This window comes from Erwinia pyrifoliae DSM 12163 (genome assembly GCF_000026985.1).
Classification (GTDB): Bacteria; Pseudomonadota; Gammaproteobacteria; order Enterobacterales; family Enterobacteriaceae; genus Erwinia; species Erwinia pyrifoliae.
Genome location: NC_017390.1, coordinates 3,343,689 through 3,359,146, shown reverse-complemented (window position 1 = coordinate 3,359,146; position 15,458 = coordinate 3,343,689). Strand labels below are relative to the sequence as shown.

13 protein-coding genes and 4 pseudogenes are annotated in these 15,458 nt (G+C 47.8%); 13 read left to right on the top strand and 4 right to left on the bottom strand.

Going from position 1 to position 15,458, the window contains the following annotated elements; translation table 11 throughout:
- The first annotated feature begins 678 nt into the window (after window positions 1-678).
- The 3 genes from EPYR_RS15335 (at window position 679) to EPYR_RS15330 (ending at window position 2,384) form a co-directional block, all read left to right on the top strand.
- Complete coding sequence (locus tag EPYR_RS15335; RefSeq protein WP_012669292.1) at window positions 679-1,479, top strand: LysR family transcriptional regulator; 801 nt, start codon at window positions 679-681, stop codon at window positions 1,477-1,479.
- Window positions 1,480-1,609: 130 nt separating this feature from the next.
- Window positions 1,610-1,990 carry a hypothetical protein gene (locus EPYR_RS20615; protein WP_157861019.1) on the top strand — a complete coding sequence of 127 codons (381 nt, stop codon included), beginning with the start codon at window positions 1,610-1,612 and terminating at the stop codon, window positions 1,988-1,990.
- Between the two features lie 127 nt (window positions 1,991-2,117).
- Window positions 2,118-2,384: a hypothetical protein gene (locus EPYR_RS15330; RefSeq protein WP_014539463.1), complete on the top strand. Its 267-nt coding sequence runs from the start codon at window positions 2,118-2,120 to the stop codon at window positions 2,382-2,384.
- A 234-nt stretch (window positions 2,385-2,618) separates the two neighbouring features.
- Here EPYR_RS15330 and EPYR_RS15325 read toward each other — a convergent pair.
- Window positions 2,619-3,538, bottom strand: a pseudogene (locus tag EPYR_RS15325) (LysR family transcriptional regulator).
- A gap of 366 nt (window positions 3,539-3,904) precedes the next feature.
- Here EPYR_RS15325 and EPYR_RS15320 point away from each other — a divergent pair.
- A complete protein-coding gene (locus EPYR_RS15320; protein WP_041474045.1) occupies window positions 3,905-4,990 on the top strand; it encodes a Gfo/Idh/MocA family protein in 1,086 nt (361 codons plus the stop codon).
- 109 nt (window positions 4,991-5,099) lie between these two features.
- On the opposite strand, the gene EPYR_RS15315 is transcribed toward EPYR_RS15320, so the two are convergent.
- From EPYR_RS15315 to EPYR_RS15305, 3 genes are all read right to left on the bottom strand, one after another.
- Window positions 5,100-5,294: an SDR family oxidoreductase gene (locus EPYR_RS15315; protein WP_226060761.1), complete on the bottom strand. Its 195-nt coding sequence runs from the start codon at window positions 5,292-5,294 to the stop codon at window positions 5,100-5,102.
- Window positions 5,295-5,489: 195 nt separating this feature from the next.
- On the bottom strand, window positions 5,490-6,320 hold the full coding sequence (locus EPYR_RS15310) for an SDR family oxidoreductase (RefSeq protein WP_012669287.1): 831 nt from the start codon (window positions 6,318-6,320) through the stop codon (window positions 5,490-5,492).
- Between the two features lie 464 nt (window positions 6,321-6,784).
- Entirely contained in the window at window positions 6,785-7,678 is an 894-nt protein-coding gene (locus EPYR_RS15305) for a LysR family transcriptional regulator (protein WP_014539458.1), read from the bottom strand.
- Between the two features lie 181 nt (window positions 7,679-7,859).
- Between EPYR_RS15305 and EPYR_RS21360 the strand changes: the two are divergent.
- From EPYR_RS21360 to EPYR_RS15270, 9 genes and pseudogenes are all read left to right on the top strand, one after another.
- Window positions 7,860-8,131: pseudogene (locus EPYR_RS21360) on the top strand (efflux RND transporter permease subunit); the annotation flags it as partial.
- A gap of 272 nt (window positions 8,132-8,403) precedes the next feature.
- Window positions 8,404-8,802, top strand: coding sequence for a (R)-mandelonitrile lyase (locus EPYR_RS15300; protein WP_012669284.1), 399 nt, complete (start codon window positions 8,404-8,406; stop codon window positions 8,800-8,802).
- 320 nt (window positions 8,803-9,122) lie between these two features.
- Window positions 9,123-10,364 carry a multidrug effflux MFS transporter gene (locus EPYR_RS15295; protein WP_012669283.1) on the top strand — a complete coding sequence of 414 codons (1,242 nt, stop codon included), beginning with the start codon at window positions 9,123-9,125 and terminating at the stop codon, window positions 10,362-10,364.
- A 144-nt stretch (window positions 10,365-10,508) separates the two neighbouring features.
- Entirely contained in the window at window positions 10,509-11,105 is a 597-nt protein-coding gene (locus EPYR_RS15290; protein ID WP_012669282.1) for a flavodoxin, read from the top strand.
- Between the two features lie 56 nt (window positions 11,106-11,161).
- Window positions 11,162-12,162: pseudogene (locus EPYR_RS15285) on the top strand (alpha/beta hydrolase).
- A gap of 72 nt (window positions 12,163-12,234) precedes the next feature.
- Entirely contained in the window at window positions 12,235-13,086 is an 852-nt protein-coding gene (locus tag EPYR_RS15280; protein ID WP_012669280.1) for an aldo/keto reductase, read from the top strand.
- 31 nt (window positions 13,087-13,117) lie between these two features.
- A complete protein-coding gene (locus EPYR_RS15275) occupies window positions 13,118-14,107 on the top strand; it encodes an aldo/keto reductase (RefSeq protein ID WP_012669279.1) in 990 nt (329 codons plus the stop codon).
- 248 nt (window positions 14,108-14,355) lie between these two features.
- Window positions 14,356-14,519, top strand: a pseudogene (locus EPYR_RS21180) (transposase); the annotation flags it as partial.
- 128 nt (window positions 14,520-14,647) lie between these two features.
- On the top strand, window positions 14,648-15,457 hold the full coding sequence (locus tag EPYR_RS15270) for a DUF3289 family protein (RefSeq protein WP_012669277.1): 810 nt from the start codon (window positions 14,648-14,650) through the stop codon (window positions 15,455-15,457).
- Window position 15,458: the final 1 nt, after the last annotated feature.

Below are 15,458 nucleotides of genomic sequence, written 5' to 3'. Positions count from 1 at the left end.
CTTAGGTGACAATCAATAGCAAGAATTCTGAATATCTAAAAGGCCTGCTCTTTTATGCGTCATTGCTTCCGCTTTGCCAGGCTTCTCTATTCGCAAAAATATAAAGGTTTTATTACTGAGGGATTTATATTTATGTTGCCGTTATAGGCTTGTGTTGAATAACTTTATAAAATATGGATAACCCTCTTAAGTCATGTTGACCTTAATAACCCTGACTCTGTCGTTCGAACTGGTGCGCGATGCAAAGGTGCAGATAAATATCTGATGTGTATGGCTGGGGAAATAGGGTTAAGCGCACCGTGCGGTGATAAAAATACCACAGACCCTCTGCCGTAGACGACTCAGACAGCCGTTACAGAATGTCAAGGTTGGGGGAGGCTCCCGTCACAATATTATTTCCTGATAAAATACTATCAAAAAATGATTCTTCTATAGGGAAGTGAAGAAAATTAATTAATATGTTCATTAGAAAAATCCATATTTTGGAAAAACGCAAGACAGATCGCGTACATTTGTTGGTTTCCCCTGCCTTTTTCGCCTATTTTTAAGTCACTTTTCATCTCTTTCTTCTGATTTTAGGGTAAAACCTTTTTTTTTATTATTCATAATAAAAAAGGTTATGGGATTATTCCTAATGATATGTATAACTACCTGTATTTACAGTAAAGGGATGTTTGTATGTTTATATCTAAATCGATGCAGGTTTTTATCACTCTGTATCAGGAAAAAAGTCTGAAAACTGCAGCTGATAAGCTATGTCTGACGGTACCACCTGTTTCACGTATGTTAAAACTCACTGAAGGTTGGGTGGGTGAACAACTCTTCATTATTGAACGAAATAATATCACCCCGACCCCGGCAGCGGATTGTATCTATCAGCAGCTTTTACCGCTTTACATGGCGCTGAAAAATATGACAAGAAGACATCCGGAGCAGCAAGAGTTCTTGATTGCCTCGCCTTATATATCAACATCAATATTATCGGATCTGCTGACTATCAGTGAGAGTGCACTGCCAAAGTGCTCATCGATAAAATATGCAGAGTGCATCCATCCTGATGACGATATATATATCAGCCTACAGCCTGTAGAATTTCCGATGCATTTTGAACCGATAAGAATGGACCTGGTTCTGGAGCTTTGCTGTTCTAAAAATGTGGGGGATAAGTGGTTACATATGCCAATTTTAGCTGAAAGTGAGACCAAGAAGCTAAAATACTTCCAGCGATCGCTCGCTGAACTTCATGCACGAGGAGGAAGCGGTGTGCTGAGGCAGGTTGATAATCCATCACATCTTCAGTCCACATTTAAAAGCGGCGAAGGGCTGCTGTTTCGCCTTCCCCCTAAGAATACGATGGTAAAAGATTACCAGTCTCTTCCTGTCATTTCACACTGCCCCCTTTTTATTTATGTTAACACCTTAAAAAAAGATAAAAGGCATAATTGTTTTACCGCTAAACTTAAGGAGTTATTGCCATGATTGCATTTTATAGAAGCTTCGAATATGAATTAATACCTCCTTTATTTATCAGGTAAATAAGTTGACTTATACTATTACTGTTCAGATTAAGAAATGAAATCAGGGCCGTTGTGGTCTGATGCAGAAATGATTGATTGCCGTTTTCTCGTTGCTTATTTTTTACTCAGGAAATATTGACTTTGCAATAAAAATAAATATTTATATTCCCTGGTCAGGGGCTATATTTATATTATTTATTGGTTGCGCTGTGGTGTTAAATAAGATTAGCGACAGTGAGTGCTTCCAGCTGTTGCGAAAATACGTCGCGGGAGCTAAATGGTGTTGGATGGCGGCTACAAGTCATCCAGTAATTTCCAGTTTTACTGGCTTCCTCGGCGGATTTTACAGCTATGAACAGCAAAACAGTCCATCTTATGACGCTGGTGATTACCCGCCTCCGCAGTACGCTGGTCGGTACTCTGCTGCGTTGGCTCTGGCGACATTTTTTACATATAAAACAGGAAATGAATAACAGGAATATCGCATCAATCCAGCTTACTGTTAATCTTCAGCAGCCCGGGTAAGCGTGATACCGCAACAGCCTCTTACCCGCTAAGAGAAACACGATACTTACGGTAGTTTCTTCGGGAGAAATATTTATGCCACACATGATCTTCAATGTTCTGGCCATATTAATTCTGATCGTTGTGGCGATCGGCAATATAATGTGGTTACGTTATCAGCGACGTCAGATGGGTATGCTGCGCCATCAAAATGCGCAATTAGCGCAACAGGGTGAGAAGCTTCAAACCCGGCTGTTGCAACTTAAATTTCAGGCCGTTCAGTTATCAACAACCCTGAGCGAGAAAAATCCCGTCCAACCGCAATTGGAGAAACAACCTGAGCAGGTGCATCTGATGGATTGACCCCGCTTCCATAGAAGAGTCTGCCCTGTATGTGTCATACCTCATGCCCATAGACATATCTGCCCTGTATGTAGAGCGCAGGTAAAGTCTAAGGGTACACCATGTTTTACCCTTTATTTTACAGAAAAATCAGGAATTTTAATGGCAAAATATTTCCGGTTAAATTTAGAAAGAGAGATTGCTATTTGAGTTTTAAAATCCTTCAACGCTACGCGAACTTAATGACTTTCAACTTTATGCTTTTGTCTGTCTGGGCTTTCTCATCATAAAACTATCGAAAGTCTCTGTCATATAATCAACAAAAACCCTTACTTTGGGCGTCATCTGACGCGAGCCTGGCCAGAGGATGTGGAAGGTGGTGGTGTGTTCGATGTCTTTATTAAATATGGTTCTCAGCTCTCCGGTGTTGAGTGCCTCTTTGACTGAAAAATCTGGCAGGCAATACCACGACCTTTTTTTACCATAAACAGCAGGGCTTCCAGGCTGTTGCAAATCAGCGTAGACGGAATGGGCTGACCTTTAGCTAATTCGACCTGCTGTTTAAACGGCCAGATGGCAAGTTTTCCTGAGTTCGGAAAACGATAATGAAGGCAGGCATGGGTCGTCAGCTCATCCGGGCGGGTGGGCGTTCCATAACGCGTGAAGTACTCTTCAGAGCCAACAATGCAGAGGCGAAAAGAGCCGAGCTTGCGGGATATCAGTCGTGAGTCACTCAGGTCGCCACCACGAATGACGACATCCATTCCCTCTTCGATAACATCAGTCAGCCTGTCTGAAAAATCCAGGTCTGGTTCTATCTCCGGGTAGCGTTGCATAAATTCAGAAATTATCGGCAGCATCAGCCCGCCGGCGAGTGGCAAGCCAACGCGAAGTCTTCCGCGCGGCCGTTGTGTCATGGCAGACAACTCATCCTCCGCCGCCTGAATTTCACCAAAAATTCGCTGGCACCGTTCCAGGAAAACTTCTCCTTCAGACGTCAGGCGTACCGAACGCGTACTACGTTGAAACAGACGGACGCCAATACGCTCTTCCAGCCGGGAAATGCTTTTACTCACCGCCGATGACGAAATGCCTTTTACCCTTCCGGTTGCCACGAAGCTTCTGGTCTGTGCGACATGGACAAACACTTCCATCCCGTTCATTTTTTCTATCATTCTTTTTTGCCCGGCTATTAGTGATATTTTTGTCATTTATCTTATGCCCTCAGACCCCATTAATTACCAGTCTTTATGATCATATTATTGTGCTGCCGGAAGCACATTGGGCTGACTGTCATTAACCCGATAACGGCGTTAAAGCCGGAGATACATCGTGCGAATGAGCAGTCATCATGAAGAAATACGCCCTTGGATCGTTACTTTCAGCTACTCCGGTGGCCGAAACCGCCGTGCCGGACATGATGGCAACCAGCCAGAATAAATGACCATAAGAGAAGCATGGCGGGATGCCTCCGCTGCCGCACAGGGTTGATTCGTGCCGGTTTTCCACATTACGTTCACCTGACAACAAGAGAGAATAGGATGAGTATCAGTAAAATTCGCGTGGGTATCACTGGCACCGGGGGATGGGCGCGTTACGGCCATATTCCCACACTGCTGGCGCTGGACAATTTTGACATCGTCGCGCTTGCGGGCCGCAATAAGGAAAAAGTTGAGAAATATGCTGCTCAGTTCGGGATCGCTCGGGCTTACGCCAGCCCGGATGAACTGCTGGCCAGTCCGGACATCGACTTGGTCGTGGTGCTGGCGCCCACGCCCGAGCACGGGCGGCTGGCAAAGGCGGTGATCGAAGCCGGTAAGGACGTTTACAGCGAATGGCCACTTTCCACCTCCACTGCGGAATCACAACAGATTCTGGCGCTGGCGCGCGCGAAAGGCGTGAAGCATATCGTCGGCCTTCAGCGTCGCTTCTCGCCCAGCTCTCGTTACTGGCACGACCTGATTAAGCAGGGCTGCGTTGGCAAAATCAGGGCGGTACGCATGTCGGTAGGCATTGACGCCTTTGGTGAGGTGATGCCAGAGTTCGCCCGGTGGGCGCTGGATGCGGCCAATTTCACCGAACTGCTGTCGATTTACGGTGGTCACTTCCACGATATGCTGTTCCATGGTGTGGGTTTCCCACAAAAGCTGACCGCCGTCGTTAAAAACCAGTTTCCGCTTACGACCATTGCCGAAACGGGCGAGAAAGTACCCTATACCAGCCCGAATGAGGTGATGGTTATCGGAACGCTCTCTGACGGCGGGTTATTCTCGATTCAGCTTGAAGGCGGACAAAAACATCGTACCGGTCTGCAGATCGATATTACTGGTACGGAGGGCGTATTGCGTATTACCAATGCGCATGGCTTTGAGAACAAAGACGATAATTCGCTTGCGATAATGCGCAACGGCGTCGAGGCTTTTGCAGCACTGCCCGTGCCCGCTGAATACGCATTTTTACCGGTCTCCCATCTTGATGCCAGCTCCCAGGATGTGGCCTACCTCTATACAGCATATGCCCGTGACAAAGCCACGGGTTCAGATGAGGCCACAACCTTTGAGGATGCGGTGAATCAGCACCGGCTTATCGACCAGATCACCGAATCGTCTGCACGCTTCTTCAGCTAAAAGGACGCTGGCAGTCGTCAGAAGGTGCAGAATGAAGGCATCTGAACCGGATGCCATGAAGGGTTTCGACAGCCGGAAAAGGGGTTAGCGTGAAACGCCCCGGCCGGATTCAGGCAGGGGCTTCTCCGCGTTGATGCAGTTTCACTGATGCACGTATCGCAGCAATGACACCGCCATCAACCAGCAGGTCACTGCCTGTAATAGCGCCTGCATCTGAGCCAGGTAAGAATGCTGAAGCGATAGCCATTTCTTCCGGGGGAGCCATGCGCTTTGCTGGTGAGGCGTTTACCATGGCGCGGTAGATATCACCAATTTCAGCATTAAGTTCATGCTGTACTCATGGGGTGACAACAATACCCGGACTCATTAAATTTGCTCGGGTGCCTTTCTCCCCCTGGCTCAGTGCGTAATCAAGAGCGCAATGCATTATTCTCATTGCCACAGGGAAAACCGGCTAATACGATGTCTCACCATCCTAATCAGGAATGGTTCGCCATATTTACCTTGCTGGTTTCAAATCGCCATACCAGTATGATGCCGTCACGCCACCATCCATCAGGAAATCGCTACCGGTAATAAAGCCGCCTTCAGGTCCCATTAATAAAGCCGCTAAAGCAGCCACTTCATCTGGCGTACCACCTCGCCCCGCCGGAGAAAGTTCCAGCATGTTACGATAACCCGCGCCGCGCGGCCCGGAAAGCTCATCATTTGCCAGAGGTGTATAGATAATACCGGGACTAATCGTATTGACTCTGGCACCGCGCTTGCCCCATTTAACCGCTTCTGCCATCACGCGCAACGCGTTGCCACGTTTCGAGTACTGATAGGCCAGAAGCGAATCTGTATAGGCGGTTTCTTTGAGGAACGCTAAGGTCAACAGCTCTTCGGAAGGGGTAACTGCCAGTGCTTCATTCTGCTCTACTGAGAGTGGCGGTAGTCGGTGGCCTGATTGAGAAGCGACAACAATGCCTGAACCACCTTCTGCAATCACCTGCCCAAATTCCTCCAGCACCACGGCAGTGCCATATAGATCCACTTTCAAAATGGTTTCAGGTGATGCCTGAGACGGGGAAACCCCAGCGGCATGGATAACACCTTTAACGGAGCCTGTAGTTGTCGCCGTTTTCACCAACTGCTGGATGGATTCTCGAGAAGACACATCAACGGCGGTCGTTGAAATAACGAAACCCGCGTCACGGAGAACCCTGGCAGCACTCTCCGTGTTTTCGGGGCGGAGATCGGCTAATAAGACCGTCTTCCTCTGACTCACCCGGCGTACGATAGCCTGACCAATTGAACCCGCACCAATAACGACATAAACGTCTTTCATATCAACTCCTGTGAGCTATTCACACACCTTGTATCATTGGATTAACAGCCGATAAATTTAACAGTTAATGACAAACTCTATAAAAAATTAACTTAAAGGCGGAAAGCAAGTGGGTTTTTTATCAAGAAACAATAAATAGCTACCCAAATCGTAAATTTTTTGTTGAAGGTAAATATAGCTGTTTAGCAAGAAACTGACTTTACGTTGAGTTTGCAAGAGCTTATGAATTTTGCTCATGATGATAAATTAAGAGAGCTATATTGCTGAAACGCAGGATGTGATGGATTTCTGTGGTGAACATTGATCGCTTCCGATATGGAAATAATTAACATGCCGGATGTCAATGAAGCATGGAAACGTATGCTGAAAAGCGACGTTAAAAATCGCTTCTTGAAGAATATCACGTCTTAGGCAGCCTGATTTTATTTTTGATAAATGTCTGGAGCATCCCGCTGCTATTTATTTCAACCTTTTAACCTTACTGCTTCAATAAGTTTAGAAAATGCAGCAGTATGTTGTTTTCGACTAGGGTAATAGAGATAATATCCATTAAAAGGTTCGCACCATTCTTCCAGAAGATGTTGCAGTCTGCCATCTTCAACATATTGTTGTACGGAATCTTCCGGGACATAGGCTATTCCCATCCCTGACAACGCGGCATCAATTCTTGATGGAAGATTATTGAAAATAAGTTGCCCTTCGACTTTAACTTTAATGCCTTTACCCTCTTTACTGAACTCCCAACTATAGAGTCCACCTAAAGTCGGAAGACGCATATTGATACAGCGATGATTTTGCAGTTCATAGGGTGTTTCGGGAATACCATATTGAGCAAGGTATTCTGGGGAGGCAACAGCGGACATTCTCCAGTCAGGCCCAATTCTGACGGCGACCATATCTTTTTCAATGGATTCACCCAGCCTTACTCCGGCATCAAATCGTCCACTCACAATATCTGTCAATGTGTTGTCCACAGATAATTCAACGTTCACATCTGGGTAAGCTTGTAGAAATGGTTTTAAAAGTGGCCAAAGTGTTGATGACAGTGCGTGCTCGCCCGCAGTAATTCGAATGTTACCGGAGATAGAGCCTACATTTTCGGTGAGGTGAAGTAATGCTTTTTCAATATCATCAATCATGGGACCAACGCTTTTTATCAGCCTTTCACCTGCTTCTGTCGCCGCCACGCTACGCGTGGTTCGCGTGAGCAATCTTGTTTTCAATCTCTCCTCTAAACCACGAATTGAATGGCTGAGTGCAGATTGTGATACGCCTAATTTTGCGGCAGCACGCGTAAAACTTTTCTCTTTAGAGATCATCACTAACTTAATGATATCATTGAAATTTTCTCTGAGCATGTTTTGCCTTCTTTAGTCAGTGCCAGCCGGGCGGTGTTACCTTTACATACACTGAATATATGTTTATTTTTCACCAATATACCAGCAAAAACTGAGACATTGAGATCCATCTTGAGGATGGGCATATCAGGTGGCGCGTGTCGCTGATTCGGCTGCATGACGTGTCGCGTATCGAGCGCGGGGGCAAACTGTACCGGGTAAAAGCTCGGGTGAAGCCATGACGTTAATGCAGTAACTGGTAAGCCAGCTGCCATCAGGTAGGGGCCTGTCAAGAACGTATGACCGGGCGAACAGGCATCGGCTTTATATACGATGTCGCTGATTGTGGTATTCCTGTGTCTGGCAGCATTGTATGAAAGCTGGGCCATACCCTTTTTGGTCATGCTGGTTGTGTTTGGCGCACTGGTGGCAAAGACGCTGCGAGGTTTGAATAATGACGTGTTCTTTGTCGTGGTGCGCAACCGCTTGGTGTAAAAAAGCATGATGAAGATGATGAGGACGAAGATGAAAAGTCTGCTAAATAACGGACTAATGAATCAGATGCCTTGGTGAAAAAAAGATTAATGGCCAGCCAGATTAGCAGGCAGGCCATTATTTCAGTCAGTTGACATGTTAATTTAATGAATTTTTCTCATAGGTTCATTCTGATTATGGCATCTAATGCTCGGATTGTTAGTTTGCTAAAGTCATAACACTGTTTGAAAGCACTGAATGAAGAACAATGAATGTTGAAAATTATCACTAACGGCTCGGTGCCCTCTAACCAAGGCCCGGAACAATATTTTACCGGTACGGTCAGAATTGATGCGCCTTTTAGTGGTACGGAATCCGCTCGCGTTGGCGGCGCAACGGTGACTTTTGAACCGGGTGCACGCACGGCCTGGCATACACATCCTCTCGGGCAAACGCTGATCGTGACTCAAGGTCAGGGCTGGATCCAGTGTGAAGGTGAAGAAATTGTTGTAATGAACCAGGGTGACATTATTTTCATTCCGGAGGGCATTAAGCACTGGCATGGAGCCACACCCGATAACGCTATGACGCACATTGCTATCGCCGAATCCCTGAACGGTAGCCCGGTAGACTGGATGGAAAAAGTGACTGACGCACAATATAAAAAATAACAGTTAAGCAAGATGAAAAAATGCATATAAAGGTAGTTGCTGATAAAGAATAAAATCAGCAAGGCACCCTTATTAAATATCAATCAACACGGCGTGTAAAATATTCATATTCTGCCAGAGTGGTGATATTTCAGTGACCTTTATGGCAGCTTTATTCCGTTATGATTCATAAGGCTCACAGAAATAGTCATTTCGCTGATGATCGCTTCCCGACTGCATTTTTTGCTGGCGAGGGCAGGTCTCTTTCTGGGAGGGATAGATGAAAAGTGTCTTTTTAAGCACGGTTTGTGGCCATTATCTTGCAGACTGCAGCAAATAACATGAGCTTATGCATTGTGCCTGAAATTAATGTGGGTGGCGTATATCAGCGTATGAAGTCCTTCACCGTAAAATCGACCGGACTTACTTTTATTCTTATTCTTAGCGCGTTGATGGCGTTCTCGTCGCTCTCCACGGATATTTATCTGCCCGCCATGCCGGTCATGGCGAAAGAGCTACACGGTGATGCTGAACTGACCATCACCGGCTTTTTAATCGGCTTTTGCATCGCTCAGCTGATCTGGGGGCCGCTAAGCGACCATTTTGGCCGTAAAGCGCCGCTATATGTCGGGCTGATGCTGTTTGTGATCGGTTCCGTCGGCTGTGCGCTCTCCACGGAGATGACGCAGATGGTGTTCTGGCGCGTGTTCCAGGCGCTGGGCGGCTGTACCGGACCAATGCTGGCGCGCGCCATGATCCGCGATCTGTTTGGTCGAACTCGTGCCGCGCAGATGCTCTCCACGCTGATGGTCGTCATGGCGATTGCCCCGATTGCCGGGCCACTACTGGGCGGCCAGATGATCAGAGTGACATCGTGGCACTCGATTTTTTGGCTGCTGGCGGGTATCGGCAGCGTCATGCTGATCTTGATATGCTGGTTGCCAGAAACCTTACCGCAAGAAAAAAGAGTTAAAGCTTCTTTGTCGGGAGCGTTTAGCAACTATTTGGCCTTGCTGAGAAACCGCCATTTCATGCGCTTTACCCTGTGCGTGGCGTTCTATTACGTCGCGGCTTATGGCTTTATTACCGGCTCGCCTTTTGTCTATATCTCTTATTTCGGCATTGATGCGCAGCATTATGGCTGGCTATTTGCGGTGAATGTGGTGGGTTTAATGCTGGTGAGCATACTGAACCGGCGGTTAGTTCATCGCTATCCGCTTGAGTTACTGCTGAAGTGTGCGGTGATGATTGCCACCGTGGCGGCGCTGGTTCTCGCGCTGTGCGCCAAAATTGAGCTTGGTGGCATCGTAATGATTATCCTACCGGTGCTGGTTTTCTTCTCGATGAACGGCGTTATTGCGGCAACCTCAACGGCGGCCGCGATGGATGCGGTGCCAAATATGGCTGGTTCAGCCTCGGCGCTAATTGGATCGCTGCAATATGGTAGCGGCATTATCTCGTCTTTGCTGCTGGCGTTACTGAGTGATGGCACGCCCTGGACCATGTGCTGGATTATCGTGCTCTTTACCGTGGCGAGTGCGGTAATGGCGATCGCTGCCGACACGATAAAATCCAACGGCTAAATGTTCTGGTTGAAGAACGCATCGCGTTGGCTTATCGCCCGAACCGCCTGATGCGGCACCCGGTAAGTTTCGATCCCGACGGACAAAACCGCGCTGCGTGCGACGCAGGGCAGCCATGAGATCCCACGCGACAGGAGGTAAGTTATGTCAGAACTACACGATGCTAACCGAAGAATGCTGCTTACCGCGCTGGCGGGACTGACACTTTCCGGTGCCGTATTAACGCCCGCCGTAGCCAATACTCCCAACAGGCAAAATAATAGCCGCACGCTGGTGGTTTATTTTTCCAGAAGCGGTAACACGCGCGTGATCGCGGGCGTTATTCATCGCCATCTCAATGCCGATCTTTTTGAAATTGAACCGGCGACGGCATACCCCGACGATTATTTCCAGACGGTACAACAGGCGAAAAATCAACACGATCAGGGAGTAAAACCGGCTTTAAAACATAACGTTACGAATTTCGAACGCTATCATACAATTTATCTGGGCTTTCCGATTTGGGGCACCTCGGTGCCACCGGTGGTGCAAACTTTTCTGAGCAGCCATGATTTCAGCAGTAAGCTCGTCATCCCGTTTATCACTCACGGTGGTTACGGTATTGGCAACAGTGAAGAGATTCTCGCCGGGCTGGCAGCAGCGGCGAAAAGAGAAAACCCGCTGGTTATCGAATGTGATCAAGAAAGGAAAACCACGGAAATAGTGACTAACTGGTTAGCGGCGATTCGCCACCAGGTCTGATAAAGAAAGAGGGAAGGGACGTGAAAAGAAGACTAAAAATCTGGGGTTTATGTTTTCTGACCGGTAGCTTTATCGCCCCGTTGCCTGCGCAACCTTTAGTGATTGAGGCACAGTGGCGACAGCCGCTGGACAATTTGATGCAAAAAAACCGCTGGATCCGGCGGGCCAGACATATCATGGCGACCACGCCACGGTGTTCTATCAAATTCCGCCACATCCACATCAATATCCGATTGTTATGCTGCACGGTGCCGGGCAGTTTTCACGTACCTGGGAAAGCACACCGGATGGACGCGAAGGGTTTCAAAATATTTTTCTCCGTCGTGGATTTGCCACCTATCTGGTTGACCAACCGCGCCGTGGTAACGCCGGCCGCAGCATGGTGAAAAGTACGCTGACGCCGAAACCGGATGAGCAGTTATGGTTTAATCAATTTCGCCTTGGCGTATGGCCAACCTTTTTCAAGGGCGTGCAGTTCTCTGATGACAAAGAGGCGCTGAACCAATACTTCCGCCAAATGACACCGAATACCGGCCCCTTTGACGTAAATGTGATTTCCGATGCCATGTCAGCAGTTATCGACAAAAGCGGCCCCGCCATCCTGTTTACCCATTCGCAAGGCGGCGGGCCTGGCTGGTACACCGCCATGAAAAATAGCCAGGTCAAAGCGATTGTTGCCTTTGAACCCGGCAGCGGCTTTGTCTTCCCGGAAAATGAATTACCGCCGCCGATGCCCAGCGCGTTCGATACTCTGAAAGGCGAGCCGGTTGCGCTGGGTAAATTTATGGCATTAACCAAAATTCCGATCCTGATCTTCTATGGCGACAACATTCCGGATAAACCCAGCGCCATGCCGGCACAGGACAGCTGGCGGGTGCGGCTGGCGATGGCGCGCCAGTGGCGAGACGTGGTCAATCAACACGGCGGCGATGTGAAAGTGATCCACTTGCCTGAAATTGGCATTACAGGAAATACCCACTTCCCGTTCTCCGATCTGAATAATGTGCAAATCGCCGATCGGGTGAGCCAGTTTTTAAAAGAGAAGAATCTGCAATAGCCTGGCCGCCAGGGTCTGAGCAAATCAATCTTCTGACGTCTGGCTTGCTATAACTCACCAAAGGATAGCCTCATGGAAACGGTAAAACTGAATAACGGTCTCAACATGCCCCTGCTGGGCTTTGGTGTCTTTCAGATGACGGATGCCGCCGAGTGCGAGCGCGCGGTGATCGACGCCATTGAAACCGGCTATCGCCTGATCGATACCGCCGCCTCCTATCAAAACGAAACGCAGGTCGGCAATGCCATCAGGCAAAGCGGCGTAGCGCGTGATGAGCTGTTTGTGACAACCAAGTTGTGGCTGCAGGACACCCACTATGACGGTGCGAAAGCGCAGTTTGAACGTTCTCTGAATCGTCTGCAGATGGACTATGTGGATCTGTATCTGATTCACCAACCTTACGGCGATGTGCATGGAGCCTGGCGTGCGATGGAAAAGCTGCATCAGGCAGGCAAGATCAAAGCCATTGGTGTCAGTAATTTCCAGCCAGATCGACTGGCCGATCTCATCGCCTTCAATAAAGTTGTTCCTGCAGTCAATCAGGTGGAAGTGAATCCCTTCAATCAGCAGCTGCACGCCGTGCCGTGGATGAAGAGCAGAAACATTCAGCCCGAAGCCTGGGCACCGTTTGCCGAGGGCAAAAACGGTCTGTTCCAGCATCCTCTACTGGCCGCGATTGGCGAAAAGCATGGCAAGAGTGTCGGCCAGGTGGTGCTGCGTTGGATCTTCCAGCGCGGTATTGTCTCGCTGGCAAAATCCGTGCGCAAAGAACGTATGGCAGAAAACATCAACGTGCTGGACTTTGAACTTAACGGTGACGAAATGTTGCAAATCACCGCACTGGATACCGCCACCAGCGCCTTCTTCTCGCACCGCAATCCGGCGATGGTTGAGTGGTTGACGGGGCGTAAACTCGATGTTTAATCACGCAGTATGAAACCTGAAGGAGTGAGAAATGCAAAAACGCTATTTAGGCAACTCCGGACTTGAGATCTCAGCACTCGGCCTGGGATGCATGGGGCTGAGTCATGGCTACGGCCCGGCAACCGATACGCAGCAGGCCATTGCGCTGATCCGTGCGGCAGTAGAGCGTGGTGTGACATTTTTTGATACTGCCGAACTGTATGGGCCTTACCTGAATGAGGAGGTCGTTGGCGAAGCCTTAAGACCTTATCGCGGCCGGGTGGTTATCGCCACGAAATTTGGTTTTACCTTTGGTGACGATAATAAGCAGCAAATATTAAACAGCCGTCCGGAGCATATTCGCCAAGCCGTTGAGGGTTCACTGCGTCGCCTTAAAACCGATGTCATCGATCTCCTTTATCAACACCGCGTTGATCCGAATGTGCCAATTGAAGACGTTGCCGGCACGGTAAAAGATTTAATTAACGAAGGTAAGGTAAAACACTTTGGTTTATCAGAAGCGGGGGCGAAGACCATTCGCCGCGCCCATGCCGTGCTGCCGGTGACTGCGCTACAAAGTGAATATTCCATGTGGTGGCGCGAGCCAGAACAGGAAATCTTGCCGCTGCTGAAAGAGTTAGGAATTGGTTTCGTGCCATTCAGCCCTTTAGGCAAAGGTTTTTTAACCGGGGCGATTAAATCCGGCGACACCTTTGGTGAGGATGATTTCCGCAGCAAAGCGCCACGTTTTGCCGCTGAAGCCATTGCGGCAAACGAAAAATTAGTGGCTTTAGTCGCACAACTGGCAGCGGATAAAGGTGTGACATCTGCGCAAATCGCGCTGGCCTGGCTGCTGGCGCAAGCGCCGTGGATTGTGCCGATTCCAGGCACAACTAAGCTGCATCGGCTGCAAGAGAACCTTCAGGCGAGCGATATCATGCTCTCCCGGGATGACTTGCGCAAACTGAACCAGGCGTTGGATAAGATACAAGTAGTCGGCGAGCGTTATCCTGCTGCCTTACAGGCGCGGGTAGGCGGTTAATATTGATAAAGCTTGCGGCATTTTTTTAATGTGTGGCAAGCTTTTTAGTCGGTAAAATGTATTAGTCGCGACTTGATCTGACACTAAATATTGAAAGGTTGAGAGTTACTGGTTTGATATGGTTGTCGAACCCTTATACAAAACATGAGGTAACTCTCATGCTAATTCCATCATCTGTAGTAGCACACTGAATTTGGCCACCTGAACAGAGGTGATATCATCGCCTCACAGTCAAAACAGGTGACATTATGACCGGACGTAACAGATGCGATTTTAGCCCCGAGTTTCGCCCTGAAGCTGCCCGGCTTGTACTCGATCAGCATTGCACCGCTGCCTGACAATGAATATCGGTAAATCCACGATGGATAAGTGGGGCCGTCAGTTGAAAGAAGAGCGGGCGGGAAAATCACCCATACTGCTGTAGTCCAGGCGGATTGTGATTTTTGTCTGCCAATGTTTCATTTCGTTTTCCTGTCGTTTAAAATTCATCAGTCTTCTTAACCAAACAATCAACAGCACTGTCATTACAAGGGATTGATTATGTCAGCATTGCAGTTTCCCTGCACAATTTATCAGACACAGCACGGTTTTAACGATTACAGCTCAGATGACATGCGCTATGGCGATTTAACAGAAAAGCAGCTCAGGCAAGAATTCGGACTGGATGACGTGTCAGATGTTGTGAACCCTTGGACAGGTGAAGAGGTTTCACTGTTCAGTGCTTTCATTAACTCTCGCCCTAAATCAAAAACGGAAACAGCCAAATTGCTCTTTGAGGAGTTTCTGCGCCTGTCCATGCCAGCATACTATTTCGGGCAGCGGCAGTTGTTTACTGATTTGGTTAAGCATTTTTACAGTGGCCGGGGAAATGCGTTTTCCAGCCCCTTTCTCGACAGGGCTTACAGGGAACAAATTCTAAACGATAAATCTGAGAAAAGTAGTTCTTTGCTGGCGATCAAGAATACTATACGTGATGGTATAGACTGGGATAGTGGCATATTCTCTGAGTCAGCAGACAACAACTTCAATAAGAATATTCGTGGTACTGTTCTACCTAAATTCAGTCGTTGGATAGATTATTTCAATGGGTTAGGCATGTCAGTGCATGATGTGTATGCCACCAAGATTCAGATCATAAGTATTGATATTTATGAACATGATTTCACCGCTACTATTAAATATAGTGGGCAAGATCATTTCGGTCTCGACCGAAGTGATATTATGAATAATAAATTTCATTTCTTAAGGGCTTTTCGTATCTGGTTTGTACTCCAACGTTGGAAAGGATTTGGCTTTAAGCCATTTTTTACTAATATCAATGCTGTTGTCACAGTGAAGGGGAGGAAATAAA

Coding starts and splice junctions, on each gene's coding strand:
- EPYR_RS15330 (WP_014539463.1), top strand. CDS start 2,118: ATGCCACACATGATCTTCAATGTTCTGGCCATATTAATTCTGATCGTT.
- EPYR_RS15310 (WP_012669287.1), bottom strand. CDS start 6,320: ATGAAAGACGTTTATGTCGTTATTGGTGCGGGTTCAATTGGTCAGGCT.
- EPYR_RS15305 (WP_014539458.1), bottom strand. CDS start 7,678: ATGCTCAGAGAAAATTTCAATGATATCATTAAGTTAGTGATGATCTCT.
- EPYR_RS15275 (WP_012669279.1), top strand. CDS start 13,118: ATGCAAAAACGCTATTTAGGCAACTCCGGACTTGAGATCTCAGCACTC.
- EPYR_RS15290 (WP_012669282.1), top strand. CDS start 10,509: ATGTCAGAACTACACGATGCTAACCGAAGAATGCTGCTTACCGCGCTG.
- EPYR_RS15300 (WP_012669284.1), top strand. CDS start 8,404: ATGTTGAAAATTATCACTAACGGCTCGGTGCCCTCTAACCAAGGCCCG.
- EPYR_RS15280 (WP_012669280.1), top strand. CDS start 12,235: ATGGAAACGGTAAAACTGAATAACGGTCTCAACATGCCCCTGCTGGGC.
- EPYR_RS15270 (WP_012669277.1), top strand. CDS start 14,648: ATGTCAGCATTGCAGTTTCCCTGCACAATTTATCAGACACAGCACGGT.
- EPYR_RS15335 (WP_012669292.1), top strand. CDS start 679: ATGTTTATATCTAAATCGATGCAGGTTTTTATCACTCTGTATCAGGAA.
- EPYR_RS15295 (WP_012669283.1), top strand. CDS start 9,123: ATGAGCTTATGCATTGTGCCTGAAATTAATGTGGGTGGCGTATATCAG.
- EPYR_RS15320 (WP_041474045.1), top strand. CDS start 3,905: ATGAGTATCAGTAAAATTCGCGTGGGTATCACTGGCACCGGGGGATGG.